27 protein-coding genes are annotated in these 23,381 nt (G+C 34.5%); 17 read left to right on the top strand and 10 right to left on the bottom strand.

The features are described 5' to 3' along the window. Nucleotides 1-8: 8 nt before the first annotated feature. Nucleotides 9-1,433, top strand: a complete 1,425-nt coding sequence (locus PP181_RS05065) for an MFS transporter (RefSeq protein ID WP_272636236.1) — start codon at nt 9-11, stop codon at nt 1,431-1,433. A 20-nt stretch (nt 1,434-1,453) separates the two neighbouring features. Beyond that, on the top strand, nt 1,454-2,341 hold the full coding sequence (locus PP181_RS05060) for a glycoside hydrolase family 17 protein (RefSeq protein ID WP_272636235.1): 888 nt from the start codon (nt 1,454-1,456) through the stop codon (nt 2,339-2,341). A 500-nt stretch (nt 2,342-2,841) separates the two neighbouring features. Here the strand turns inward: PP181_RS05060 and PP181_RS05055 are convergent, their stop codons facing one another. The 3 genes from PP181_RS05055 to PP181_RS05045 all read right to left on the bottom strand — a co-directional run bounded on the left by PP181_RS05055 (nt 2,842) and on the right by PP181_RS05045 (nt 4,583). Then, nucleotides 2,842-3,315, bottom strand: a complete 474-nt coding sequence (locus tag PP181_RS05055) for a VOC family protein (protein ID WP_272636234.1) — start codon at nt 3,313-3,315, stop codon at nt 2,842-2,844. A 146-nt stretch (nt 3,316-3,461) separates the two neighbouring features. Further along, nucleotides 3,462-4,091 (bottom strand): NAD(P)H-dependent oxidoreductase, encoded by a 630-nt coding sequence (locus PP181_RS05050; RefSeq protein ID WP_272636233.1) that lies wholly within the window; start codon nt 4,089-4,091, stop codon nt 3,462-3,464. Between the two features lie 42 nt (nt 4,092-4,133). Beyond that, a complete protein-coding gene (locus PP181_RS05045; protein WP_272636232.1) occupies nt 4,134-4,583 on the bottom strand; it encodes a DMT family transporter in 450 nt (149 codons plus the stop codon). A gap of 197 nt (nt 4,584-4,780) precedes the next feature. Here PP181_RS05045 and PP181_RS05040 point away from each other — a divergent pair, with 197 nt between their 5' ends. The 15 genes from PP181_RS05040 (at nt 4,781) to PP181_RS04975 (ending at nt 18,151) form a co-directional block, all read left to right on the top strand. Further along, nucleotides 4,781-5,467, top strand: a complete 687-nt coding sequence (locus PP181_RS05040) for a DUF4386 domain-containing protein (RefSeq protein ID WP_272636231.1) — start codon at nt 4,781-4,783, stop codon at nt 5,465-5,467. Between the two features lie 155 nt (nt 5,468-5,622). Next, nucleotides 5,623-6,705, top strand: a complete 1,083-nt coding sequence (locus PP181_RS05035; protein ID WP_272636230.1) for a serine hydrolase domain-containing protein — start codon at nt 5,623-5,625, stop codon at nt 6,703-6,705. 5 nt (nt 6,706-6,710) lie between these two features. Beyond that, nucleotides 6,711-7,055, top strand: a complete 345-nt coding sequence (locus PP181_RS05030) for a 5-carboxymethyl-2-hydroxymuconate Delta-isomerase (RefSeq protein ID WP_272636229.1) — start codon at nt 6,711-6,713, stop codon at nt 7,053-7,055. A gap of 18 nt (nt 7,056-7,073) precedes the next feature. Continuing rightward, nucleotides 7,074-8,252, top strand: coding sequence for a serine hydrolase domain-containing protein (locus tag PP181_RS05025; RefSeq protein ID WP_272636228.1), 1,179 nt, complete (start codon nt 7,074-7,076; stop codon nt 8,250-8,252). A gap of 8 nt (nt 8,253-8,260) precedes the next feature. Further along, nucleotides 8,261-9,400 carry an alpha/beta hydrolase-fold protein gene (locus tag PP181_RS05020; RefSeq protein WP_272636227.1) on the top strand — a complete coding sequence of 380 codons (1,140 nt, stop codon included), beginning with the start codon at nt 8,261-8,263 and terminating at the stop codon, nt 9,398-9,400. Between the two features lies 1 nt (nt 9,401). Beyond that, a complete protein-coding gene (locus PP181_RS05015; RefSeq protein WP_272636226.1) occupies nt 9,402-10,265 on the top strand; it encodes an ABC transporter ATP-binding protein in 864 nt (287 codons plus the stop codon). A gap of 13 nt (nt 10,266-10,278) precedes the next feature. Then, on the top strand, nt 10,279-13,449 hold the full coding sequence (locus PP181_RS05010; RefSeq protein ID WP_272636225.1) for a M1 family aminopeptidase: 3,171 nt from the start codon (nt 10,279-10,281) through the stop codon (nt 13,447-13,449). Nucleotides 13,450-13,486: 37 nt separating this feature from the next. Further along, nucleotides 13,487-14,584, top strand: coding sequence for a type 1 glutamine amidotransferase domain-containing protein (locus tag PP181_RS05005; protein ID WP_272636224.1), 1,098 nt, complete (start codon nt 13,487-13,489; stop codon nt 14,582-14,584). Nucleotides 14,585-14,588: 4 nt separating this feature from the next. Next, nucleotides 14,589-15,677 carry an alpha/beta hydrolase family protein gene (locus PP181_RS05000; protein WP_272636223.1) on the top strand — a complete coding sequence of 363 codons (1,089 nt, stop codon included), beginning with the start codon at nt 14,589-14,591 and terminating at the stop codon, nt 15,675-15,677. Between the two features lie 20 nt (nt 15,678-15,697). Then, nucleotides 15,698-15,823, top strand: coding sequence for a hypothetical protein (locus tag PP181_RS17705; RefSeq protein WP_330072464.1), 126 nt, complete (start codon nt 15,698-15,700; stop codon nt 15,821-15,823). 29 nt (nt 15,824-15,852) lie between these two features. Then, nucleotides 15,853-16,149, top strand: a complete 297-nt coding sequence (locus PP181_RS04995; protein ID WP_330072463.1) for a GNAT family N-acetyltransferase — start codon at nt 15,853-15,855, stop codon at nt 16,147-16,149. Next, the gene (locus PP181_RS04990; RefSeq protein WP_272636222.1) at nt 16,146-16,610 is read left to right on the top strand and encodes a nuclear transport factor 2 family protein; all 465 of its coding nucleotides are present in this window, start codon (nt 16,146-16,148) and stop codon (nt 16,608-16,610) included. Before PP181_RS04995 ends, PP181_RS04990 begins: the two co-directional genes overlap by 4 nt. Before the next feature lie 16 nt (nt 16,611-16,626). Next, the gene (locus PP181_RS04985) at nt 16,627-17,082 is read left to right on the top strand and encodes a GNAT family N-acetyltransferase (protein ID WP_272636221.1); all 456 of its coding nucleotides are present in this window, start codon (nt 16,627-16,629) and stop codon (nt 17,080-17,082) included. After that, entirely contained in the window at nt 17,079-17,738 is a 660-nt protein-coding gene (locus tag PP181_RS04980) for an SDR family NAD(P)-dependent oxidoreductase (protein ID WP_272636219.1), read from the top strand. The genes PP181_RS04985 and PP181_RS04980 overlap by 4 nt, the downstream gene beginning before the upstream one ends. Before the next feature lie 83 nt (nt 17,739-17,821). Further along, nucleotides 17,822-18,151, top strand: a complete 330-nt coding sequence (locus PP181_RS04975) for a hypothetical protein (RefSeq protein ID WP_088697186.1) — start codon at nt 17,822-17,824, stop codon at nt 18,149-18,151. Between the two features lie 106 nt (nt 18,152-18,257). Here the strand turns inward: PP181_RS04975 and PP181_RS04970 are convergent, their stop codons facing one another. The 7 genes from PP181_RS04970 to PP181_RS04940 form a co-directional block, all read right to left on the bottom strand. Beyond that, nucleotides 18,258-18,833: a Crp/Fnr family transcriptional regulator gene (locus PP181_RS04970; protein ID WP_272636218.1), complete on the bottom strand. Its 576-nt coding sequence runs from the start codon at nt 18,831-18,833 to the stop codon at nt 18,258-18,260. Nucleotides 18,834-18,881: 48 nt separating this feature from the next. Continuing rightward, nucleotides 18,882-19,187: an antibiotic biosynthesis monooxygenase family protein gene (locus PP181_RS04965; RefSeq protein ID WP_272636217.1), complete on the bottom strand. Its 306-nt coding sequence runs from the start codon at nt 19,185-19,187 to the stop codon at nt 18,882-18,884. A 42-nt stretch (nt 19,188-19,229) separates the two neighbouring features. After that, nucleotides 19,230-19,631 carry a DoxX family protein gene (locus PP181_RS04960; RefSeq protein ID WP_088697183.1) on the bottom strand — a complete coding sequence of 134 codons (402 nt, stop codon included), beginning with the start codon at nt 19,629-19,631 and terminating at the stop codon, nt 19,230-19,232. 18 nt (nt 19,632-19,649) lie between these two features. Beyond that, the gene (locus PP181_RS04955; RefSeq protein WP_272636216.1) at nt 19,650-20,270 is read right to left on the bottom strand and encodes a hypothetical protein; all 621 of its coding nucleotides are present in this window, start codon (nt 20,268-20,270) and stop codon (nt 19,650-19,652) included. A 187-nt stretch (nt 20,271-20,457) separates the two neighbouring features. Then, nucleotides 20,458-21,186, bottom strand: coding sequence for a GNAT family N-acetyltransferase (locus PP181_RS04950; RefSeq protein WP_272636215.1), 729 nt, complete (start codon nt 21,184-21,186; stop codon nt 20,458-20,460). A 55-nt stretch (nt 21,187-21,241) separates the two neighbouring features. Then, nucleotides 21,242-21,859, bottom strand: a complete 618-nt coding sequence (locus PP181_RS04945; protein ID WP_272636214.1) for an NADPH-dependent FMN reductase — start codon at nt 21,857-21,859, stop codon at nt 21,242-21,244. 81 nt (nt 21,860-21,940) lie between these two features. Next, entirely contained in the window at nt 21,941-22,489 is a 549-nt protein-coding gene (locus PP181_RS04940; RefSeq protein ID WP_272636612.1) for a Crp/Fnr family transcriptional regulator, read from the bottom strand. Nucleotides 22,490-23,381 lie beyond the last annotated feature (892 nt).

Below are 23,381 nucleotides of genomic sequence, written 5' to 3'. Positions count from 1 at the left end.
CAAACGATATGAGTGCAACAAACGAATTTATTGTAGGTAGAAAAGTGCCTTTTGGACAAAAACTGGCCTTTGGGATTGGCATGTTCGCCAATCAGATGTTTCCGGCCATTTTAGGGATTTTTATGGTGGTACTGGTCCAAGATTTGGGTTTCCCTGGATGGATGTGGTCCCTTATCTATTTCTTCCCTAGAATCTTTGATTCCATTACAGACCCTATCATGGGATTTATATCGGATAACACCAAATCCAAATGGGGAAGACGCCGCCAATATGTACTTATTGGAGGTATCATTATGGGTATCGCCTATATTTTCATGTGGCAATTATATAAGGATAATTCGTTGGAATATAATTTTTGGTATTTCTTCTTATGGTCCATCATTTTTTATTTAGGGCTTACCTTTTTTAGTGTGCCTTATGTGGCCATGGGTTATGAAATGAGCGACGATTTTCACGAACGAACCAATATTATGGCCGTTGCCCAATGGATCGGTCAATGGGCATGGGTCATCGCCCCTTGGTTCTGGATTATCATGTACGATCCTGATTGGTTTCCTTCAGCAGATGTCGCAGTAAGGGAATTGGCGATTTGGGTGGCAATACCGTGTGCCTTAGCGGCCATTGTACCCGCAATTTTCATTAAGAGCAAATCTACACTGCAAGAAGATTACGAACCTTTGAACGCTGCAAATATTGGAGGTAGTTTAATGAAAATACTCAAAAGCTTCAAGGAGGCCTTTAAAATCCCCGAATTCAGAAAAATCTGTGGAGCTACCTTTTTAATATTCAATGCCTTCAATACCGTGGCCGCACTAACCTTTTTTGTAATCGTTTACAAACTTTTCAACGGTGATGCAGAAGCAACGGGTATTTGGGTGGCATTGTTTGGTTGCTTGGGGGCTTTGGGCACCACGTTCATAGTTATACCCATTGTGGCATGGATGTCCAAGAAAATGGGCAAGAAAAAGGCCTTTATGCTCGCCCAGGCAATTTCAGTGATAGGATACATTATGCTGTACTTTTTGTTTGTGCCCGGAAAACCATGGTTATACATTATAGGTTTGCCGTTTTTCTCCTTTGGGATCGGTAGCCTATTTACCATCATGATGTCAATGACGGCCGATGTCATCGATATTGATGAATTGAACTCCGGAAAGCGGCGAGAGGGGATATTTGGTGCAATTTATTGGTGGATGGTAAAAGTTGGTTTTGCCTTGGCCGGTGCATTGAGTGGGGCGATCATTGCCTTTGTAGGATTTAATCCTGAGTTGATGACGACCGAACAACAAGGTGCGGTAGATGGCCTTCATGCTTTTTTCTGCTTTTTTCCTATGGTAGGAACTTTGGTCGCCATGTGGATTATGCGCAATTATGATGTGACAGAGGAACGGGCCAATGAAATTAGGGCGGCCTTGGAAGCCCGAAAAAATTAATCAAAATCATAGGAAAAACTATGTCTTCAAGTAGAGCGGAAAAATATTTATCCTTAGCAACCTATAACTTTAAGGGTTACAACGAGGACGAGTTAATGTCCATGGCAAGGAAAACATTGGAAAAGGGAATGCATGGCCTATGTTTTAGCCCCTATGTTGAAGGCCAAAAACCTGGTGACCAGTTGTCTGATAACCAAATTCGAAGACGGCTGGAAATAATAAAACCCTACACGAAATGGGTGCGGTCATTCTCATGTACCGAAGGCAATGAGAACATTCCTAGATTAGCCAAGGAATACGGCATGAAAACACTTGTGGGTGCATGGCTCGGAAACGATAGGGAATCCAATGAAAAGGAGCTTGAGGGCTTAATTCAACTGACAAATGAGGGTGTGGTCGATATCGCTGCGATAGGCAACGAAGTACTGTATAGGGGTGATTTGACCGAGTCTGAACTATTGGATTATATTCATCGAGGCAAAGTAGAGATCGAAGACGTTCCAGTGGGCTATGTAGATGCCTATTATGAGTTTCGGGACCATCCAAAAGTCTCTGAGGCCTGTGATATAATTTTGGCGAACTGTTATCCTTTTTGGGAGGGATGTGAAATGGACTACTCACTTTTATATATGAAGGATATGTACCGTCAAGCACAGGAAGCGGCTCAAGGGAAAAAAGTTATCATTACGGAAACTGGATGGCCCAGTCAAGGTACTAATTTACGTGGTGCGCTTCCTTCGTACCAAAACTTTTTGAAATATTTCATAAATACCCAAAAATGGTCACAGGAAGCAGAAATTGAAATTTTCTTTTTCTCTTCTTTTGACGAATCATGGAAAGTGGGTACCGAAGGGGATGTGGGGGCTTATTGGGGCCTATGGGACAAGGATGAAAATTTGAAGTTTTGAGAATAAAAGAATCCTTCCTTTGGGGGACTTATTAGGGTATAATGAAGCACCAAAAAGAATCACGAAATTAAATTTGTAAATATCTGATAATCAATTCGGTGTATCAGGGTTAGCTTCGCTGAACCTGTTGTGTATGTTGCTCAGTAATAGCCAGCAAACCTTCGGTTTCCTGTACTTTTTATTTCTCTTGTTTAAAAATTTAAGCTTGAAGCTGGAAAAAAAAGCCAGACAAGATGTCTGGCTTTTATTAGTCGGGGTGGCAGGGTTAAAACCCCTTCTCTATTCCCTTAATAACCAAACGGTTAGAATCACTTTGTCAAAATAGGTAACCGAATAGGTCTACCCGAAAGGCTTTTTGACGCTTTCTTAACATAAATATATGAAAAGAGTACCAAAACTGTATAAATTGATTTGTTTTTAACTCTCCCCTATTTGAAGTTTGACCGTCTCAGTTCTTCTAAAGGCGGAGTAATTATTTCGTACAACAGATTGGAAAGTATTTAATGCTTTCTAGAAGTTATCCTAATATAATAACCATCGGGGTCAATCAATCGAAAATCGGTAAGCCCCCATGGTCTATCATTAATCTCTGCATGTATTGGGTATCCGCTTCGCTTCACTCGCTGATAAACGGACAATACATCATCAACTTCCAGTACAATTTCTACACCGATACCACGGCGTGAATCATTCTCTTTCAATTTTAAATAATGGTCTCCCGGCAACTTAGCTTCAGGTCCTATTCCCAAAATCACAGCACCATTTATCACTTGCTGATAGGATTGATTAATTGAATCTCCTTCTATAGAAAAATTTAGAATTTTACTATAAAAGTTAACTGATCGTTCTACATTAGAACTGAAAAGCTCCAATCGAAGTGATGCGTTGCTATCTTGAGGTTTATTCATAAAACTGAAGATAGTAATGAGAAGGCAGAGAAAAATAATGACAATATGTATTTTTGATAATTTCACTTTGCAAGATTTAATAGATTCAATATTATAATTCAGATTTTTCAAAAGCCATAAGGCTAAAGATTCCAAACCCTAATTTGTATTTCCCACCCCAATAAAATGGAAATTGATTTTTTTAACCCGGTTCTTTGTAAGACAAAGATTGTTTATAAAGATTGAAAAAGCAGCTCTTTAGGCTTTCTAACTTTTTTCCTGAATTGAGTATGATCGTCTTCTGATCGAAAGCCAACTGGAGCAATCACAGCTGCATTCAGACCTTTTTCTTTTAATCCTAAAATATCATTGTATTTGTCAGGTTCAAATCCTTCCATGGGACATGCATCAATTTTTAATTCCGCACAAGCCGTCAATAGGTTAGATAATGCCAGATAGGTTTGTTTTTCAGACCAACTTATCCATTCCGAATCAGTTTTTTGAGATAGACTCTTTTTCATAAAATCGCCATAGACAGTGAGCTTATCCAAAGATGTACCTTGAATTTTTGCTGTGGCTTGAATATAATCGTCAATATACTTTTCGCTTCTATCTGTATAATTACAGAAAACAAATAGATGTGAAGCATCTGTAATTTGTGATTGATCCCATGAAGCCTTTTTAAGCTGTGTCCTTAATTTTTGATTTTCAATAACTAGTACCTTATATAATTGCAGGCCATAGGACGAAACGGATAATTGTATGGCTTCCTTTAGTTTTTCAAGGTCTTTATCACGTATGTTTTTTGATGGATCAAATTTTTTAGTAGCGTAACGCCATTTTAGATTTTCTAATAGTCTCATAATAGTTGTTTTAAAATTCATATTTTATATTCACTTTATAATTCAATTTTCTTTTATCAGGAATATTCCAATAAACATTGCCGCTACTCCTAAGATCCTTTTAAATTCCATAGGTTCTTGTGGCATTCCAAACCATCCATAGTGTCCTGCGATTGCTGAAAATAAAAGTTGACCAAACAAGCCAAGTGATATCATCGTTGACATTCCCAGTTTTGGAATGGTGTAGTAGTAAAGATAAATTCCAAAAACACTAAAAAGTGCCCCTGTAAACCATAAATATTTAGGTATATCATACAGTAGCGATACTTTCGGAAAGTTTTTGAGGCTCATTAATACCATCAGTAAAGCGAAAACCATACTGAAAAAGAACGCTACTAATGACGCCATTAATGGATTTCTAAGTTGAACACCCAGCTGTGCGTTAAATCCACCTTGCATGGCCAGAAAAACTCCACCCACGATGGCTAATATCATATTGATGTTTTGGTTCATGATCTTTACTTTAATAACACAAAATTATTGTAAAGGATTCTGGTAAAAATTAAGCTAGCTTAAGAAATAAAGAGCTAATTCAAGGTAGTTTCACAACTGGCTATCATTATGATATGATTTAATTTACTTCTTAACTAAAGTCAATGAAATCTGTTTTGAGAGCCGATAATTTTGCATAAAATTTAAAACGTGTCATCATGAAACAACTAGCAAAAATATCAGGGATTGCTTATTTGATGATTTTTTTATCTGGTTTTTACGCCAACTTTTCGGTACTTGAAAGCCTTATAGTCCCTAATAACACATCAATTACGACTTCAAATTTTATTAATAATCATTCGCAATTTGGAAACGGATTGTTTGGGTTTGTAGTCATGCTTTTTTTTGATGCTATATTGATTTGGTCAATTTTCGGTTTAACAAAACCGATAAGTAAAAATCTATCTTATCTAGCTTCGTTTTTCAGACTACTTCACGCTCTGTTTTTTGGTGTTGCTCTACTTAAATTATTACACATTTATCAATTAACAAGTAACCTCTCTAGCTCTATTAAATTGGAACAACTAGTGACGGAGTTGTTATTAGATTTTGATACACTTTGGACTATCGGATTGTTATTTTTTGGAATTCACTTAATTGTTCTAGGATATCTGGCCATAAAATCAGCATATATTCCAAAAACACTGAGCATTTTATTAGTGTTAGCAGCATTCGGCTATTTAATAGATGGCGCAGCCAAGCTTATAATGTCTAACTATATTGATTATAAAGATGTTTTCGAAATCATAGTAGTTGTGCCATCCGTGATTGGTGAATTCTCATTTACCGCCTGGCTATTAATTAAGGGTTTTAAGAAACGACCTTTTAAAATTCAAAACATATAAATTTTACAACCTCTTTTAGTGTATTACCCTTCATAAAAAAGTTTAGAAGCGTTGTCAATTCATTTATTAAGATACCTTAAGATTATTGGCTAATTAACCAGTTAAGTTTGATTTAATTATACATCAAGTAAATAATCAATCAAAAAATGAACATTATGAAATTAGAATATTTAAAAAAAATCATGCCTTTTGTCATTGCCATTTTAGCGATGCAATCTACATATTCACAATCCTTAGAAACTCAAATTGATAGTGTATTAACTACTGTCTTTAAAGCCTCGGAGGAACCTGGAGCGGTGTTTTTGGTAGCCAAAGATGGAGAGCCTATCTATCGGAAAGCATTTGGTCAAGCAAACATAGAGCTTGATGTTAAGATGAATCCTGAAAATGTGTTTCAGATAGGATCCATGACCAAGCAGTTTACAGCCATGGCCATCGTAATGCTGGAGGAACAAGGGAAATTAAATGTAAATGATGCCATTTCAAATTATATTCCAGATTACCCTAACGGAAGTAATATCACCATCCATCACTTATTGACGCATACGTCGGGCATAAAGGATTTCACCAAAATGAAAACAATCATGACCATCGCCAAAATAGACCAGACACCAAAAGAGCTGGTAGATTTCTTTAAGGATGAACCCGTTGATTTTAAACCAGGAAAACAGTTTTCCTATAATAATTCCGGTTATGTGGTTTTAGGTTACATCATAGAAATAGTATCTGATAAAACTTATGAAGACTTTATAGAACAAAACATTTTCGAAAAGCTTGGAATGAACAATTCCCGTTATGCAAGCGATAGGAAAATTGTAAAGCATAGAGCTTATGGTTATCACAACAAAGGGGCGTTTACCAACAAAATGCAGGTGAGTTTAAGTATTCCTTATGCTTCTGGCTCATTAATGTCAACCGTTGACGATATGCTAAAATGGCAAGAGGCTATTAATACTAATTCATTAATAACTGAAGTGTCAAAGAAAAAGGTATATACCGATTATACATTAAACAATGGAGAACAAATTAATTACGGCTATGGGTGGCATTTAAAGGATATAGATGGTATTTCAACAAGAGAGCATGGCGGAAGTATCTTTGGATTTAAATCCATGGGCGTTTATGTGCCAGGTTTAGACATTTACGTAGTGGGCTTTAGCAATTGTGACTGTCATTCACCAACGAAGGCGACTAGAGATATAGCTTCAATTGTAATTAATGCAAACCTTAAAAATTAAACGATATGCCACATTTTGTTATACACTGCTCAGAGCAGATCATCAAATTAGAAACACCGGAAAATATCATGCAAAAGGTGTATGATACGGCAGCATCGACAGGATTGTTTACTCCTGAAGATATTAAAGTACGGATCAATCCTTTTCAATACTATAATACAGGGAATACCAAAGATGATTTTATCCATGTATTTGCCAATATCATGCAAGGACGAAATACCGAAAAGAAAGCGAATCTGTCAAAGCAAATTGTAACAGAACTAAAGGCCATGTTTTCTCAGGTGCCAATTATCTCAATAAACATAAGGGATTTTGAGAAAGCTACCTATTGTGATAAAACAATGGTATAAATCCATAATTAAATAAGCATGAAAAAACTTATCGTATTAATAGTTTTTCTATTAATAGTTGTTTCCGGTGTATCACAAAACCCAAATGATTTAATTACCAGTGAGTTAGAGCAAATAAAAAACCATAGCAATTTGGTTGGTTTTGGTGTGGCTATTGTAAATAAAGATAGTATTGTTTATGCAAAAGGATTTGGGTTTTCAAACAAAGAACTAAAAACACCATATGCAACTACTACTGTACAGCCTATAGCGTCTATCTCTAAGACATTACTCGGAATGGCTTTAATTAAAGCTCAGGAACTTGGTTTATTGCAGCTTGACGATGCTGTTAATACGTATTTGCCTTTTAAAATTTACAATCCGAAATTCAAAGATAAGCACATTACGATTCGGCAATTGGCCAACCATACCTCTAGTATTTTGGATTCTGAATATTATAATAGAATCTATGTTTTTAAGGAAAAAATACCTCGTTTTTATAAGCACCTTCCTGAAAATATACGGCCAAATGTGAAAGAAGACATCCATCGTTTTAACAACAATAAAATGATTCCTGCAGCACGCTTTATCAAAAATCAGTACAGTACAGCAGGAAAATGGTTCACTCCTGAAAACTTTTCAAGCAATTCACCCGGCACTTCTTATAAGTACAGTAATATGGGCGCTAATATCGCCGCCTATATCATTGAAATTGTAAGCGGCGATAGCTACACAGATTTTCTTCAAAAGCATATCTTAAACCCATTGCAAATGGATGACTCAGGATGGCATTCAAAAAGCAATCCGTTAGAAAATATGTCAACATTATATTGGTATGGTTACCCCATTCCAAATTATGAGTTCATCACCTATGGTGATGGCGGTTTTATGACAAATATTGAGGATTTTAGTAAGTTTTTGTCTGCTGTAATCAAGGGGTATAGTGGAGAACAAAATGATATACAAGCTTCTAGCTATGAAAAAATGTTAAAAGACCCTAGTGATGATGATTTTAAAAAGAATATGTTCTGGACTATTGACCACGAAAAAATAGGGCATAGCGGTAACGACCCTGGAGTTATATCCCATGCCTATTTTATGAAGAAAAACAAACGTGGAATCATCGTTTTTGTCAATTCATCTGAGACCGAAAACGATATGCAATCAGTTAGGGAAATATACCGCGCCCTATTAACGTACAGTGATCAATTAGAATAATAGCGACAATGAAAAAAGGAACCATTGTATATATAATTTGCTATCTATCTGTTATTTGCGGTAATGCTCAAAACAGCGTCGCCCATAATATTGTAGGCACAAACCACTTGATTAAATCTAAAGTTTTAAATGAAGAAAGGCAGATTCAAATCTATCTTCCTGTTAATTATGAAGATTCAAAAGAACACTACCCTGTACTTTATGTGTTAGATGGACAACGACTTTTTAATTATGCCGTTAGCTTGAGTCAGTCTTTTAAACAATTTCAATTAACGCCTGATTTTATTGTGGTCGGTATCTATACCGAGTATCCCAAACGATTTCAACAATTAGGTGAAGGAAAAGATACTTTCATAAAATACTTGAGTGCAGAGCTGATTCCCTATTTAAATAAAAGCTTTAGAACGAATAATGAAAACCTAATTTTTGGTTGGGAGTATGGTGCAAGTTTGGTGTTTAACACGATGCTATCTAACCCAACATTATTTGATGCCCATATCATGGCAAGTGCCTTCCCTATAATGGATGCCATAGACAAGTTAAACGATGTTTCAGCATTACCAACAAACCTCTACTTTTCTGTAAGCCCAGATGAATATGATGTAAAACACAGTGCCGTTAAATTAGACTCATTACTAACTCAAAAAAATATAAAAGGATTAAAATGGTCTTTCTTAAAACTTGATATAGAACAACACCGTTCAACAGGTTACCCAACCCTGTATCATGGGCTTCGAAATTATTATAAATACTATCAAGAATTTGAAGTCAATAACCTTCAAAAGTTTATCAATGCTGGTGGTATTGACTATGCCTACCAATACACTAAAGAAAGAGCCAAAAGACATGGTTTTTCACCAGAACTTGGACTATGGTCTAAATTTACCATTATCAGAAGTGCCATGCGTGCAGACGATTTTTATCACTTTGAAACACTGTTAAACGCTTTAAATAAAAAGGGATTTATTAATGAGTTGATGAATAGTAACATGGGATATGTGGTTTCTGACTTTGCTTCATTTTATGAGAAACACAATCACTTTAAAGAGGCAATTGACTTTTACAATCTTTTACTGAAAAAGTATCCGGATTCAGAAAAATTATTAAAAAAGAAAGCAAGAGCAATTAGCACGATTAAAAAAAAATAAGATGAACACTTTAACAATTAATAATCTCAAACTCACCTATAAAAATGGTCACCAAGCAATACAGAATATTTCTTTAGAGGTTAAAAACGGCATGTTTGGATTATTGGGACCCAATGGAGCAGGAAAATCTTCTTTAATGAAAACCATCGTTGGACTACAAAAACCCACGTCAGGGAGTATTGGTTTCAATGATATAGATATTGTTAACAATCCTGATTATATCAAAAAGAATTTAGGATTTCTACCTCAAGATTTTGGAGTGTACCCTAAAGTTAACGCGTATAATCTATTAAATCACATCGCTATTTTAAAAGGCTTGGAAAATAAAGAAGAACGTGAAACTCAAATTCGATCTTTACTGGAAAAAGTAAATCTCTGGGATTATAGAAACAAAGAGGTCTATACGTTTTCAGGTGGAATGAAACAGCGTTTTGGTGTGGCTCAGGCCTTATTGGGAAAACCCAAAATCGTAATTGTAGATGAACCAACGGCAGGCCTGGATCCAGAAGAACGTAATCGTTTCAATATGTTATTAAGTGACATTAGTAATGAGGTTATTGTCATTCTGTCTACACATTTGGTTGAAGATGTAAAGAATTTATGTTCAGAAATGACCATTATGAATAAGGGACAGATTTTAAAAACGGGTAAGCCTAAAGCGCTTATTTCTGAACTGGAACATAAAATTTGGTCAAAGTCAATCAATAATGATGAACTGGAACAGTACCAATCAAAATATCAAATAATTAGTAAGCAGTTAATTGAAAGGGTACTACATATTACCATCTTTTCTAAAACAAAACCTGAAGGATTTGATGCCGTAACACCTTTACTGGAGCATGTGTATTTTAAAACGCTTGCCTAAAATGTTTTACATTATGAATGCTATATTCCAATACGAGTTAAATCAAATCACAAGGCGATGGGCAGTATATCCAATGTTTTTACTCTTTGTGCTTTTAGGAATATTTAGCGGTAATAAATTCAACATGACTGCTGGTGAAGGCATATACCTAAACTCACCATATACCATTGGGTTTATGATGGGTATATTTAGTCTTTCCATGATATTTCTGGCTATTCTATATTCCAATCAAATTTTATTTAAGGAATGGGATGCAAAGTTCGATTTGGTGATTTTTTCACTTCCTTTTTCCAAATTGACCTACCTAACCGGTAAGTTTTGGTTTTTTTACCTGAAAACATTTTTAAGTTTTAGCTTATTAATTTTAGGTTTTGTCATAGGTCAAAATTTACGAACTGGTGACGAAATGCAGATGGGTTTGAATTTATGGTATTATGTATATCCATTACTTGTTTTTGGAATACTCAATGCATTATTCGTTTGTAGCTTTTTATTTTTTATAGCCTATTCAACACATAAAAAATTAGTAGTAGTCATTGGTGGACTGTTACTTTATGTTCTTTACATGGTATTATTGGTGTTTTCTAATTCACCATTTATGTCTGGGAGTATGCCACAATCGATAGAAGTGCAACAAATCTCTGCTATATTGGACCCATTTGGTTTATCTGCGTATTTTTTTGAAGCAAGATCATTTTCCGTACTTCAAAAAAATAATGGTATTGTTCCACTAACCAAAATGTTTTTATTAAACAGAGGGATTTTTCTGTTTATTTCTTTATTCTTTTTGTGGTCTAGTTATAGAGTTTTCTCATTCTCAAGAAAACAAAGTCAAAAATCTAAAAAGAATATAAAAGTCAATGCCATTAATACTGTAGTGAATATAAAATCAATAAAGACACCAAAGTTAAATTTTGGAAGTATAATGGATTTTAAATCGGCATTATCCTTTACCAAATTAGACTTAATTTATCTTTTTAAAAGTGTAGTTATTGCGGCTGTTTCCTTGCTACTCGTATTTTATATAGGTATGGAAATGTATGCTGATATTGATAAAGGCATACGATTGCCAGAAAAGTATGCAACATCTGGTCTTTTAGCGACTTCCATTTCATCAAACTTTCATTTATTTGGAGTGTTGATTTTAGCCTATTTTGTTAATGATTTATATTGGAGAAGTCATGCTTCTAATTTCGCATTAATTGAAAAAAGCATTTATTTTTCAAAGAGCAAATTAAAGGGTCATTTTATTTCATCAATAGTACTCGTCTGTTTTTTTACAATAGTTCTCATTGTTGAAGCACTGATTTTTCAATTTAGTTATGGCTATTTTAGTATTGATTGGAAAGCCTATTTAGGTGTCTTTATCTTCAATGCAATTCCTTTAATTCTATTTTCAGCGTTTCTACTATTAATAAATGATACGATAAATAACCGATATGTTAGTTTAGGTGTTTCTACTGTAAGCGTTTTTGCTTTGGCTAGTCCCTTGTTAAAATATATAATTTCTTACCCATTATTGCACATATTCTCTGGTTATAATGGCATTTATAGTGATTTTAATGGTTACGGAATCTATCTGTCAGCATTCTCGCAACGCCTCTTTTTTGGATTAGGCTTCATAGCGTTTATCTGGTTGATAAACAGTTTTATAAAGACGAAAGTGATAAACAAAAAGACGTCCGTACTCGTTTTAGTTTTACTAATTGTAGGTGCTACTAGCGGTATATTTTTCATGAAAAGTTATATGCCCAAAAATGAAGAACAAACAATTTTAGAAGCGGTGAATTATGAAAAGTCTTATAGAAAATATGAAGCCATACCACAACCAACAATTACAGATGTAACCACAGATATTCATCTTTACCCTTCTAAAAACGCCTATGAAATAAGTGGGCATTATGTTTTAAGCAACCAAACCAATGAAGCTATTCATAAAGTTTTAGTCAATTTTCATCCAGATTTAGAAATTGAAACAGCTTTGTTTGAAAGTGGTTTTGAAAAAACACAAATTGAAGAACATGTCACAGAAATTAGTTTGGATAAACCATTACAGCCTAACGAAGAAGCTAATTTAACCTTTAGTTTATCCTACAAATGGTTTGCGGTAAACGGACACCAATCCTTTAATGCCATTGTAAATAACGGTTCTTTTATGAGAATCAGTAATTACTATCCAACTTTTGGGTATCAAAACGATAGAGAAATTGATAATGTAGAAATACGGGCTGAATTTAATTTAGGCAAGGCTTCAGAATTAAAAGCATTAGAAAGTCCACAAGTATTCAAAAATGATTTTATCAATTTAGAAATGAACATTTCTACCGAAAAATCTCAAACAGCTATAGGTACTGGAGACTTGATAAAGCAATGGACTGCGAATAACAGAAACTACTATAAATACAGTGCAGAAAATGTACCATTCCGATTTGCATTGGCTTCTGCCGAATATGAGCATAAATCGATTCAACATAAAGACAAAACTATTAATGTCTACTATTCAAAAAAGCATTTTGACAATGTAGATTATCTTATCAAAAATGCTAAAATCACCCTTGATTATTGCATTGATAATTTTGGTGAATACCCTTTTAAAACAATCAGTTTTGTAGAAATATCCGCATTCACTAAAGGTTTTGCAGCAACGGCTTATCCATCTACCATATTTATGACAGAGGATATGATATTTCATACCAACCTAGAAGGTAATAAAAAACAAGATGTCATTAATGAATTGGCAGGACACGAATTATCACACCTTTGGTGGGGAAATAGTCAAATAAATCCTGACTACAGAGAAGGAGCCTCAATGCTTACGGAGACTCTGGCTATGTACACCGAAATGATGTTGTATAAGAAAATGCATGGTCATGAAAAAATGAAGGAACGATTAGAGATTCATCAGCAAATTTATGACAACGAGAAAGGATTGTATGACAACCAACCACTTTCTAAAGTAAAACCTGGATACACACATATTGCTTATTCTAAAGGAGCTATTGCTATGGTAAAATTGAGCGAATTAATTGGAGAGCAACAAGTGAACCAAGCGCTTAAAAATTTCTTGAAGAACAATCAATATCCCAAAAAACCAACGTCGTTGGATTTACTTGAAGAATTCTATAAAGTCGCACCAGATGAAAGTGCTAAATCTAAAATTGACGAGCTTTTTAAATCAATGTGAAATTAAAGACTGTAAAATTCAATTTAAAAAATAAATCATGTTTAAAAAATATAGAATTATTAAATGGATACTCACTACGCTAACCCTCATTGTGTCTATCCTTATTGTTATTGGTATCTATATAGCGAGTCTATTGCCAGCAGAAGATGAAACCCTAGTTCATAGTCGAGCAAGTGATATCACTTACATCACTAAAGAGGTGCCAGCTTATCGCGGAAAAATACTGGCTGTTGTAACCAACACAGATATAATGGGTACAAGTGGCAAAGGCACAGGATATGAACTAACAGAATTAGCAAGAGCGTACTATGTTTTTAAAGCCAATGGTTTTGATGTTGATGTAGCAAGTCCTTTGGGAGGTAAACCGCCTGTGGTGTTAGATGATGATGATATGGGAATATTTGATTATGCATTTTTGAATGATTCAATTGCACAATCCAAAACCAATAATAGTATATCATTAAAAGATGTGAATCCCGAAATATATGAAGCTGTTTATTTTGTTGGAGGAAAAGGAGCGATGTTTGATTTTCCAAACAATAGATTTATACAATCTCTAATACAAGATTTCCATAAGAATAACAAAGTAATAGGTGCAGTCTGTCATGGACCTGCAGCATTTGTAAATATTACCTTAGATGATGGACAGTCCTTTTTAAAAAATATGCAGGTAAGTAGCTTTACCAATAAGGAAGAGTTATTACTAATTCCAAATGCAGTATCCATATTTCCTTTTTTATTACAAGACGAACTGATATCTCAAGGAGCGGTATTTAACGAAGGCATAATGTATCTTGAAAGAATAAGTCACGATAATAATGTAATTACTGGTCAAAATCCTTGGTCCGTATGGGCAATGGCAGAAGCCATGGTAAAGCAAATAGGATACACACCTAAACATAGAGCCATAACTGCTGAAGAAAACGCTGTTAAAGTCTTATTTGCTTACGAAACAAAAGGCAAAGAAGATGCTAAGGCAGCAATAAAACAAATTGTTCAGGGAAATAAACAATCCGTTTCTAGATCATTGCTAGTTGATCATAGTGCGGTATCAGTAATACAGGGAGATTTAAAAAAATCTTATGACCTTCTAAGTTTAGCGTCCTATGCAAAAGATATTGAATTCGATAAATAAAAAAATGAAAAAATTAATAACCATAGTAATTATTTTTCTTCTGTGGCATCAGAATATAATTGCCCAGAAAATTGACAGTAATGATCAAAATTCGCGAGAGATTGACTTAATCATCCAAGCGGATGATGTTAAAATTGGAGGAACCTTATCGATTCCAACAAAGTTAAATGCATCATCCTTAGTCATTATGAGTTCAGGAAGTGGTGACCAGGATAGAGACGAAACATTAGAAGGCTTCAAAATTTTTAAAGTTATTGCCCACCATTTGGCATCAAAGGGAATTGCTTCGTTCCGTTATGACGATAGAGGAGTAGGCGTAAGTACTGGTGATTTTGTCAATAGTACCCTCGAAGATCATTCAAGGGATTTGGAGCATATTATGGCTTATTTTAAATCTTCAGCAGCGCATCCATTCTATGATTTCATATTATTTGGGCACAGTCAAGGGGGTATTCTTGCTGGAAAGGTTGCTGCTGGAAATATGTCTGTAAAAAAAGTGATTTTAATGGGTGCACCGGCCGTACCGCTAATAGAGGTTGTTACTTACCAGGTGAGACAAGATTATGAGCATACAGATTTACCAAAATATTTAATTGAAGCTGATGTGTCAGCACACAATAAATTGATGAGAGCAATTGAAGATGATAAGAATATTGATGAAGTATACCATTTATTCAAACAAACAACCGAAAACATTTTGTCTAAAATGAGTTCGTCACATGATGTAGACTCTTTAAAAATAAAACAACAAGCAATTGCAAAAGCTGATGAATTCAAAATAATATATGGATTGCCTTCACTTACCTCATTTCTCTATCAAGACCCTTCAAAAGATTACGAACAACTAAAAGTACCTGTATTGGGTTTGTTTGGAGGTTTGGATTTTCAGGTGCCTATTTTCCAAAACAAGGATAGAATGGAAAATGCCTTTCTTAAATCTGGTACCGATTATCATTTTCTAACGTTTGACAAGGCCAATCATTTTTTCCAAAAGGCTACAACTGGGAGCAGGGATGAGTATGCAACACTTGACAGGAAATTTGTGGATGGCTTTTTAGATGGGATTTCTAATTGGATCCTCGGGAAATCATAAATTATTAAAGGAAATTTAAAATGAAACATGGAATAGACTGTATAGACAAATTTGAATATAAAGAAGTTGCAGGTGTCTGGGAGGCATCTGTAAGGGCTACGCACCACTTCTTGAAAGAAGAAGACATGCCTATTTCAAGCCTTTAATTCTAAATACATATCTAGATGCTGTTGAATTGAGATGTTATAGGGATGATAATAATGCAATTATTGGGTTTCTAGGAGTGGCTGATCAAAACTTAGAAATGCTGTTCATTCACCCAAAACATAGAGGAAAAAGCATCGGTAAAACTTTATTGGAATACGCAATTAATAGCCTTAATGTAACCAAAGTAGATGTCAATGAACAGAATGAACAAGCTGTTGGATTTTATAAACATTTTGACTTTGAAATCATTGGGAAATCTCAATTGGATGCTTCCGGAAAACCCTACCCGATTTTACACATGAAATTAAAAAAACAGAAAGCATGAAATTCAATTCTGCACTTTTAATAACGCTATCGTTTATTGGTCTTTATTTGGCTCAGGCACAAGAAAACAACCTAAATACCCATAAAGATTCGCTCAACTATGTTTTGAATCAGTATTATGAGCTCAACCTAAAAGTATTTCAACAAAACTCCACCTTAAAAGACATCGGTAAAATCTTTGAACTGTTTACCGATGATTTTACCTATGTACATCCAAATTATGGTGGGGTTTATACCCGTGAAGACCTCTATAATGGTTACAAACGTAATCAAAAGAATGGAGGCTATGATGGAAGTGTTGTTGATATTAGAATCGAGAACATTATTTATGGTTTAAATGCAATTACAGTAAGCAAACGCTTCATCACAAAAGAAGATGGTAGAGTGGTTGAAGGTGACGAACAAATGGCACTTTTCGAGTTTAAGAATGGAAAAATTTTTATGATTAAAGAATATTGGTAGAATAAATACTTGCAAAATGACAACCATAAGAAAAGCTAGCCAGAAAGATGCAAAAGAGTTGTTCGGTTTAATTAAGGAACTTGCTAAATATGAAGGTCAACTACAATACCTTAAAACAGATTTAAATCAAATGACTGAATTAGGATTTTCAAATGTTAAGCCTCCAAAATTCGAAGCCATAGTAGTAGAAAATAAAGGTGTTTTAATAGGTTATGTTACTTATACATGGAACTATTCTATTTGGAAAGGAAGTACATACATGGCTATTGATGATGTGTTTGTATGCAAACAATTTAGAGGAAACAATATAGGGCAAAAATTGATGCAGTATGCAAAAGATCTTTGTGCTTCAAACAATATTGAACTCATAAAATGGGAAGTTGAAAGCAATAACGAAAAAGCGATTCGTTTTTATAAAAAGTTAGGAGCCGAAGTAAATAAAAAATCAATAGTAAAATGGCATTTAACATGAAACATGGAATAGTTACAGGAAGCAGTAGAGGTATTGGTCTGGCAACGGTTGAGGTGTTGACAAAGCAGCCAAGTTTTAAGGTGATTGGCTCCTCTACCTCAGGAAATAATCCATTAGATAATGCTAATTTTCAATGTTTTAAACTCGATTTATCTAGTAGTGATTCCATTACCAAATTTGCAGTGAATTTAGGAGATATAAAACTCAACTTTTTAATAAACAATGCAGGCATATTACTAGAAAAATGGGATGCGTCAAAAATCAATATGGAACAATTGAAAAAGACATTCGATATCAATGTTTTTGGTACTATTAAACTCACCGAAAAACTATTGCCATTATTTAAATCTAAAGCTCACATTATCAATATCACGTCTGATTGGGGCTCATTTAGCGAACAAAACTTTGATGCCTTTCAGCCTCACTACAAAATGTCTAAAGCCGCTTTAAATATGTACACAAAATTGTTGGCAAAGCGATTAGAGCGTAATAACATAACGGTATCGTCACTAGACCCAGGTTGGACACAAACCGACATGGGAGGTAAAATTGCACCTCGATTACCTAAAGAGGTTGCTGAAGATATTTTGAACTTATTAAACAATGAAGTAGAAACTGGAAAGTTTTGGCATCAGGGAAAGATTAGACCATGGTAGTTGAATAGAAAATGGTTCTTAACTAAAGTCAATGAATAAGGTTTAATCCCATAATACTTTTGTTTCATAATAAATATAACATTATGAATATTAAAAAAGTAATATTAGGTGTGTTGGTATTCGCATCAATATCATCCTGCTCAGTGCAACAATTTGCAGTGAATACAGAAACAAAACCATTTGAAAATGGAGGGAAGGTTTTTGGAGAAAAGACAAGGGAGTTAACCTTTAAAAAAACAAGTGATCTACATTTACTTGGAATTAATGTTAAGGAAAGTAATGTAGAAGCACTTGTTACTGATTTGGATGCTGAAAAGTACACCATTGAAACAAAGTCTAGTTTATGGCTTCGTATTCTTTCATTGGGAATGGTAGATCATAAAACTGTAAAAGTGATCGAAAGAGATAAATAGCAACACTTAATTAATCTCAACTATTTCGAAGCCCTGGGATTCATTTCTGGGGCATTCTTTTTAGAAAGGTCTGACTAAAGACAGGTAAAATCGTTTATAATAAAACCTATGTTTTAGCTAATCGTTTTCTAATTCTACTCAAAGATTCAGGTTTTACCCCTAAATAACTGGCCAAATGATATTGTGGCACCCGTTGTAGTAAATCGGGGCGGGTTTCTAGTAGATTCCTATAACGTGCCTCTGGGCTAGAGATTATGAATTTAGCTAAGGCTTCTTGTTGCTCGCCATAATCACTTTCCATTGACATCCTGCACAAGGTTTCATATCTAGGAACACGTTTAAACAACTCTTGTTCCTTTTCATCATTTAAAACAGCCAATCTACTATCTTCAACACATTCAAAATAGTGGTTTGCCGGTGTTTTGTTCTTATAACTTTGTAACGACGCTATGGATTCGTCTTCAACATAAAACTCCGTTGTTCGTTCTTCACCGTCAATAATGTAATATTTTCTGATACAGCCATCAATAACAAAATAAGAATCCCGGGAAATCTGTCCTTCCTTTAAAAGTATATGGCCTTTTTTAAAGCATCTTATCGGAATACATTCAGCAAAGGCTTGTGCCTCTTCGTTAGTAAGTTCTAGAAATCTTGAAATCAGTTTTACTATCTCATTTTCCATAGGACACTAAATTAAGAATTTATAGAATCTTCTTAAGTACCCTGTTTTTTAGTCCTTTTTTAACAAATCTTTTGTAACATCCAAATGGAAAAGCACATCCGTACTTTCACAGCTTTTCTTCATTGCTTGAATAAGTTCATCGGTGGTTTCAGGAAGCTTTTTTCGTGCTTTCTCCCACGTTTCCTTATCGGGCCATTGGGCGTAAGCCATATAATTACCTACTTCATCTTTGTGAAGTCGTGAGCCTAGACCACCTGAATAGGTCATAAATGCTTCGGTCAATTTTTTCCAGGCAATTTCAAAGTCACTTTCAAAACCCTCGGTAACATTGAACTTATAGATTACAGAATGCATTGTTTTATTTTAATAGTTAACAAAATTTATTTAAGCAAAGGGTCAATCCCAATGATTGGATCTTGACAAGGCATATTTGCCAGCGCCACTTAAGTAAAATACGATTCCAGCGATGAGATAAATAAATAATAAATCCAAAGACCACCCCCCAAATTGGTTCAATTTAAATAAATTTTGGGTTTGCGCCATTACAATCGCCAATAAGCAATTAAAGGAGAAAATCAATCCGGCCAATCTGGTCCTATATCCTATCATGAGCATTAAAGGTGCCACTATCTCGCCAATAAATACCCCATTCGCCATCATCTTCGGCAAACCATATTGTTCTAAGAGACTTCCAATAAATCCAGTACCATCAATTATTTTGTTGATACCATAAATCAACATGGTAAATGGTATTGCCAATCTTAATATAAAAATTGCAAGGTTTTTGTTTCTTTTCATTGTATTGAATATTTAAGGTTAAAAATTATACTTTATAAATACGCCCATGTTTTGTAGTTTTTTTCGGGAGTTGTTGAACTGATCCAGATTTAAAGCCAACCCAGTTATCAGCTGTTTTTTTCGTATTCCGATTTTAAACTGTTGCAATCCTCTGATATATCCGTTAGCATTTATGTTTGCGGTTGCTAGCAGATTCATATAGCCTTTATAGTTTTGACCTATATCCGGCGTATAACTTAATACCACGGATTGCTCAAATGAAAACCCCTTTTGATATGTACTGCCAGCAGTATAGGCAAAGGAAAAATTGGTAATTCTCGAGGAAAAACCTAAAGACACTGTACAGAATGCTCCGGGGTTTTTAATCCCTATTGCTGTGTTGAGCTTAATTTTTTCATTGAAATTATAAGAGAGATTATTCCTGACAAAGTAGATATTGTTGGCATCCTCTTCATATTCGGTATCGAATAGTGTCAAATTGTCAACAGATAGTCTTGGGTTGATCGAATATTTAATTAGATGTTTATAGGTTACAGAACGGTTGCCAAATACTAAATCTGGTGAGAAGTTCAATTCTTGACCCGCAACGCTTAAAACGGTCAAATAAATCAGAATGAGTAAAGATGTTTTTCTAGACATTGTTGCTAATATTTATTCACAACAAATTTATAATCAAGCAATTAGGAGTATATTAAGGTAGTTTAAGAAATGAAATGGGTTGAAAGTAAACTATCAGATTTATTCGGCTGATTACATTAAAAAGGGTAATTGTTTTACATTTGTTGATACAAACAATTACCCCGTCATAAAGAATTACATCTCGTATTCAATTCATCTGTAACCCATAACTTTCCAAAACACCATAAGTTTCAAACCCCATTTTGGCATATATTCTTTCTCCAGCTTCCGAAGCGACTAAGTATACTTTCTTGCTTTGGTTCTTTAAGGCTTCGTTGACTAAAAGTTGTGTCATCTTTTTTCCAAGTCCCAATCCCCTGTATTCAGACTTTGTGCCAATCATGTGGATACCAGAAATACCGTTTTTATCCAAATAAATCATGCCACAACTCGGAAAAGAGTTCTGGTGTTTTCCTAGAAAAAGTTTAAATGCAGGGTCATCAAATAGGGGAATTATCGTGGACCTTTTAACGGGGTATCCGAAGGACTTGGATGCTACTTTTGCGAATAGCCCAGCATCATATTCCGAACATACCTCTAGAAAATCGGAAGCCTTGATGTTTTCATATGAAATTTCATTAGTTGTCAATGCCATGGCCTTTAATGTAGAAGTCAAAACAAACCCATTGGATGTCAGTATTTTTCCAGGAATATCCTGTTCATACACCGCTACTGAATTGGGTAGCTTTCCGGACTGTATTTTTTGCTGGAGATCTTTTAGGTCAAGGTCTTCAATATTGACATTGAAAATTTTACTGGGCCATGAGTTTTCAGTAGGATTGGTACTGTCAAAACCCTTTTCTTTTTTGAGAAAACCACCATTAAGGCCTATATGTTTCCAAAACTCGAATAAATGTTCAATTATTTTTTTGTTCATTTTGTCATGTATTTTTTTAATCGTGTATCTTAAATTCGAGGGAGTTGGTATTTAACTATAAAAACCCCTTTGATTTGAATTGAGTGGTTACTTTATTCATTAGATTTTCTACATCCTTGGCGTCATTTTCCTCACTAACAGGTTGATTCCTTAAAAAGCTTTCTACAAGATTTTTCAAAACGTATTCTTCTTTTGAATTATTAAGACTTTTGGTGTCATCATTAAAATTCTGCTGAAAATTGCCCAAAGAAAATTGACCTACAAGTTGACCTCCCCAACGCTGTACCAAGTTGGCTAAGATTTCTAAATGTGTGCTACCTCCAGTTGCCCCTGGTGATGTGCTTAAGAGAAGAAGAGGTTTGTCCCCAAAGAAACGCTGGTCTATTCTTGAAAGCCAGTCGATGGTGTTTTTTAAAAAAGCCGAAGGAAGACCATTATGCTCAGGTGAAGCTAGAATAAATCCTTCTGCGGAGGTAAATAGTTGAAAAAGTTCTTTGGCCTGATTTGGGATGCCTTTTTGTTCTATTTCTTGGCTGTAAATAGGTAATGTATATTTTTTAAGATCTAGGAATTCAATTCGGGACTTTGGAAATTCCTGAATAATGTATTTTATCAATTTTTGGTTTATTGAAGCCGGGTTGTTGCTTCCTGCAAATGCGATTATTTTTTTCATTTCGTACTGAATTTTAGAATATCAGTACAAACCTATCGGTAACAAAAGGCAATAATCTTAAGGTGGTTTAAGAAAGTAGTTTTATTTCAAATTTTTTCGCAGTGCACTTAAAAATTCAGGGGTAATACCCAAATAAGAAGCAACCATGTACTGGGGAACCCTTTGTTCAATATCCCGGTATTTTGCGCGGAATTCTAAATAACGTTCTTCAGCTGTTTTAGCCATAGCATCAATCGTACGATATTGAAAAGCAACATATGCCTTTTCAAATTTTAATCTGAAGAAACGTTCGATGGCGGGAACCTCATTATAGAGGCTATTTAAGGTGTCTCTATGTATTTGCAATATGGTGCTTTTTTCCAAAGCTTGTACAAATTGTTTAGCAGGAGTATTTGTAAGGTAGCTGTATAAATCATTCACCCACCATCCTTCTATACCAAATTGAACAATATGCTCTTTTGCTTCTTCATCCATATAGTAGGCTCTTAGACATCCTTCTGAAATGAATTGCATGTGTGAGGATATTTCCCCTGTAAATAGTAAAACCTCCTTTTTTGCTAGACATATCTCCTTGAAGCTATTTCTAACAATGACTTCATCATTAGGGGATAATTGAATGATTCCCCTCAAGTGTGCTATGAGTTTGTCTTTTGCCTGCAAAATCAATTGAATGAATAGGTAAGTTAACAAAATTCAATTGTTTCTACTTAGAATTTTGTTTACGACAAATTTAAAACGCTAAAACCTACCAAAAAAACTACTGATTAGAGTGATTTGGGCAAATGTTCTAATCCTTGTTACCCGACGAACCTATTTCTATAGCAACCTATTTACCGAAGGTTAAGAAACATAATAAAATTCTGTTGACCGATTTGTTAACTCATTCAGGTGATTTTAGAGTGAAAAAGTAAATTTTAAGAAAAGTTCTTAAAAAACAAAACCTTGATAATCAATTAATTATAAGGGTTAAAATGTTAACGAAATGCTAAAGTAGGAGCGGCAGCGTTAGAACCTCTAATCAATCTTCTTTAATATTGTGCACTTTACAAATATTATTAGGAGTATATATAAAAGTTCAATATTTTTATAAAGTAAACCGCATACGCTACCGTATACGGTTCACACTAAAAAAGTAAAAATATATTTAATAACTACTTGTTTTTCAATAGGTTGAAAAATCCAAAAAATAGCGGTTAAAGTTCATAACCCGGAGGCCGAGGGTTCAAGTCCCTCTCTCGCTACAAGGTGAAAACCTTTATAAATCAACGGTTTGTGTGCTAACAAACCGTTTTTTTATGTCCATGATTTCCCTACTTTTACAAAAGGAATTGAAAAGACATACGTTTTTCACGTAGGTCCCTTTTTCTGAGTCAAAATCTATCCTGCAGAACTGTTTTTTCAAATGGTTCTGTTTGTCCAAAAGTGTATAACGGAAGGCATTGGTTAAAACATGGTATGCTCATTTTTCTTCCAAAAATGCAAATACAGCTTTATCCCTAGGTTACAGATAACCCAAATACCA

Source organism: Maribacter sp. PR66, from assembly GCF_028464205.1.
Taxonomy (GTDB): Bacteria; Bacteroidota; Bacteroidia; order Flavobacteriales; family Flavobacteriaceae; genus Maribacter; species Maribacter flavus.
The sequence above is the reverse complement of the archived record's forward strand: the minus strand, read 5'-3'. Positions and strand labels throughout refer to the sequence as shown.

Bases quoted from the DNA above. Each gene is read 5' to 3' on its own strand.
- PP181_RS04960 (WP_088697183.1), bottom strand. From the start codon at position 19,631: ATGAAAAGAAACAAAAACCTTGCAATTTTTATATTAAGATTGGCAATA.
- PP181_RS05050 (WP_272636233.1), bottom strand. From the start codon at position 4,091: ATGAGACTATTAGAAAATCTAAAATGGCGTTACGCTACTAAAAAATTT.
- PP181_RS04985 (WP_272636221.1), top strand. From the start codon at position 16,627: ATGACAACCATAAGAAAAGCTAGCCAGAAAGATGCAAAAGAGTTGTTC.
- PP181_RS05015 (WP_272636226.1), top strand. From the start codon at position 9,402: ATGAACACTTTAACAATTAATAATCTCAAACTCACCTATAAAAATGGT.
- PP181_RS05025 (WP_272636228.1), top strand. From the start codon at position 7,074: ATGAAAAAACTTATCGTATTAATAGTTTTTCTATTAATAGTTGTTTCC.
- PP181_RS05065 (WP_272636236.1), top strand. From the start codon at position 9: ATGAGTGCAACAAACGAATTTATTGTAGGTAGAAAAGTGCCTTTTGGA.
- PP181_RS04980 (WP_272636219.1), top strand. From the start codon at position 17,079: ATGAAACATGGAATAGTTACAGGAAGCAGTAGAGGTATTGGTCTGGCA.
- PP181_RS05035 (WP_272636230.1), top strand. From the start codon at position 5,623: ATGAAATTAGAATATTTAAAAAAAATCATGCCTTTTGTCATTGCCATT.
- PP181_RS04950 (WP_272636215.1), bottom strand. From the start codon at position 21,186: ATGAACAAAAAAATAATTGAACATTTATTCGAGTTTTGGAAACATATA.
- PP181_RS05030 (WP_272636229.1), top strand. From the start codon at position 6,711: ATGCCACATTTTGTTATACACTGCTCAGAGCAGATCATCAAATTAGAA.
- PP181_RS04965 (WP_272636217.1), bottom strand. From the start codon at position 19,187: ATGCATTCTGTAATCTATAAGTTCAATGTTACCGAGGGTTTTGAAAGT.
- PP181_RS04990 (WP_272636222.1), top strand. From the start codon at position 16,146: ATGAAATTCAATTCTGCACTTTTAATAACGCTATCGTTTATTGGTCTT.
- PP181_RS05010 (WP_272636225.1), top strand. From the start codon at position 10,279: ATGAATGCTATATTCCAATACGAGTTAAATCAAATCACAAGGCGATGG.
- PP181_RS05020 (WP_272636227.1), top strand. From the start codon at position 8,261: ATGAAAAAAGGAACCATTGTATATATAATTTGCTATCTATCTGTTATT.
- PP181_RS05060 (WP_272636235.1), top strand. From the start codon at position 1,454: ATGTCTTCAAGTAGAGCGGAAAAATATTTATCCTTAGCAACCTATAAC.
- PP181_RS05040 (WP_272636231.1), top strand. From the start codon at position 4,781: ATGAAACAACTAGCAAAAATATCAGGGATTGCTTATTTGATGATTTTT.
- PP181_RS05000 (WP_272636223.1), top strand. From the start codon at position 14,589: ATGAAAAAATTAATAACCATAGTAATTATTTTTCTTCTGTGGCATCAG.
- PP181_RS05005 (WP_272636224.1), top strand. From the start codon at position 13,487: ATGTTTAAAAAATATAGAATTATTAAATGGATACTCACTACGCTAACC.
- PP181_RS05045 (WP_272636232.1), bottom strand. From the start codon at position 4,583: ATGAACCAAAACATCAATATGATATTAGCCATCGTGGGTGGAGTTTTT.
- PP181_RS04975 (WP_088697186.1), top strand. From the start codon at position 17,822: ATGAATATTAAAAAAGTAATATTAGGTGTGTTGGTATTCGCATCAATA.
- PP181_RS04955 (WP_272636216.1), bottom strand. From the start codon at position 20,270: ATGTCTAGAAAAACATCTTTACTCATTCTGATTTATTTGACCGTTTTA.
- PP181_RS04945 (WP_272636214.1), bottom strand. From the start codon at position 21,859: ATGAAAAAAATAATCGCATTTGCAGGAAGCAACAACCCGGCTTCAATA.
- PP181_RS17705 (WP_330072464.1), top strand. From the start codon at position 15,698: ATGAAACATGGAATAGACTGTATAGACAAATTTGAATATAAAGAAGTT.
- PP181_RS04970 (WP_272636218.1), bottom strand. From the start codon at position 18,833: ATGGAAAATGAGATAGTAAAACTGATTTCAAGATTTCTAGAACTTACT.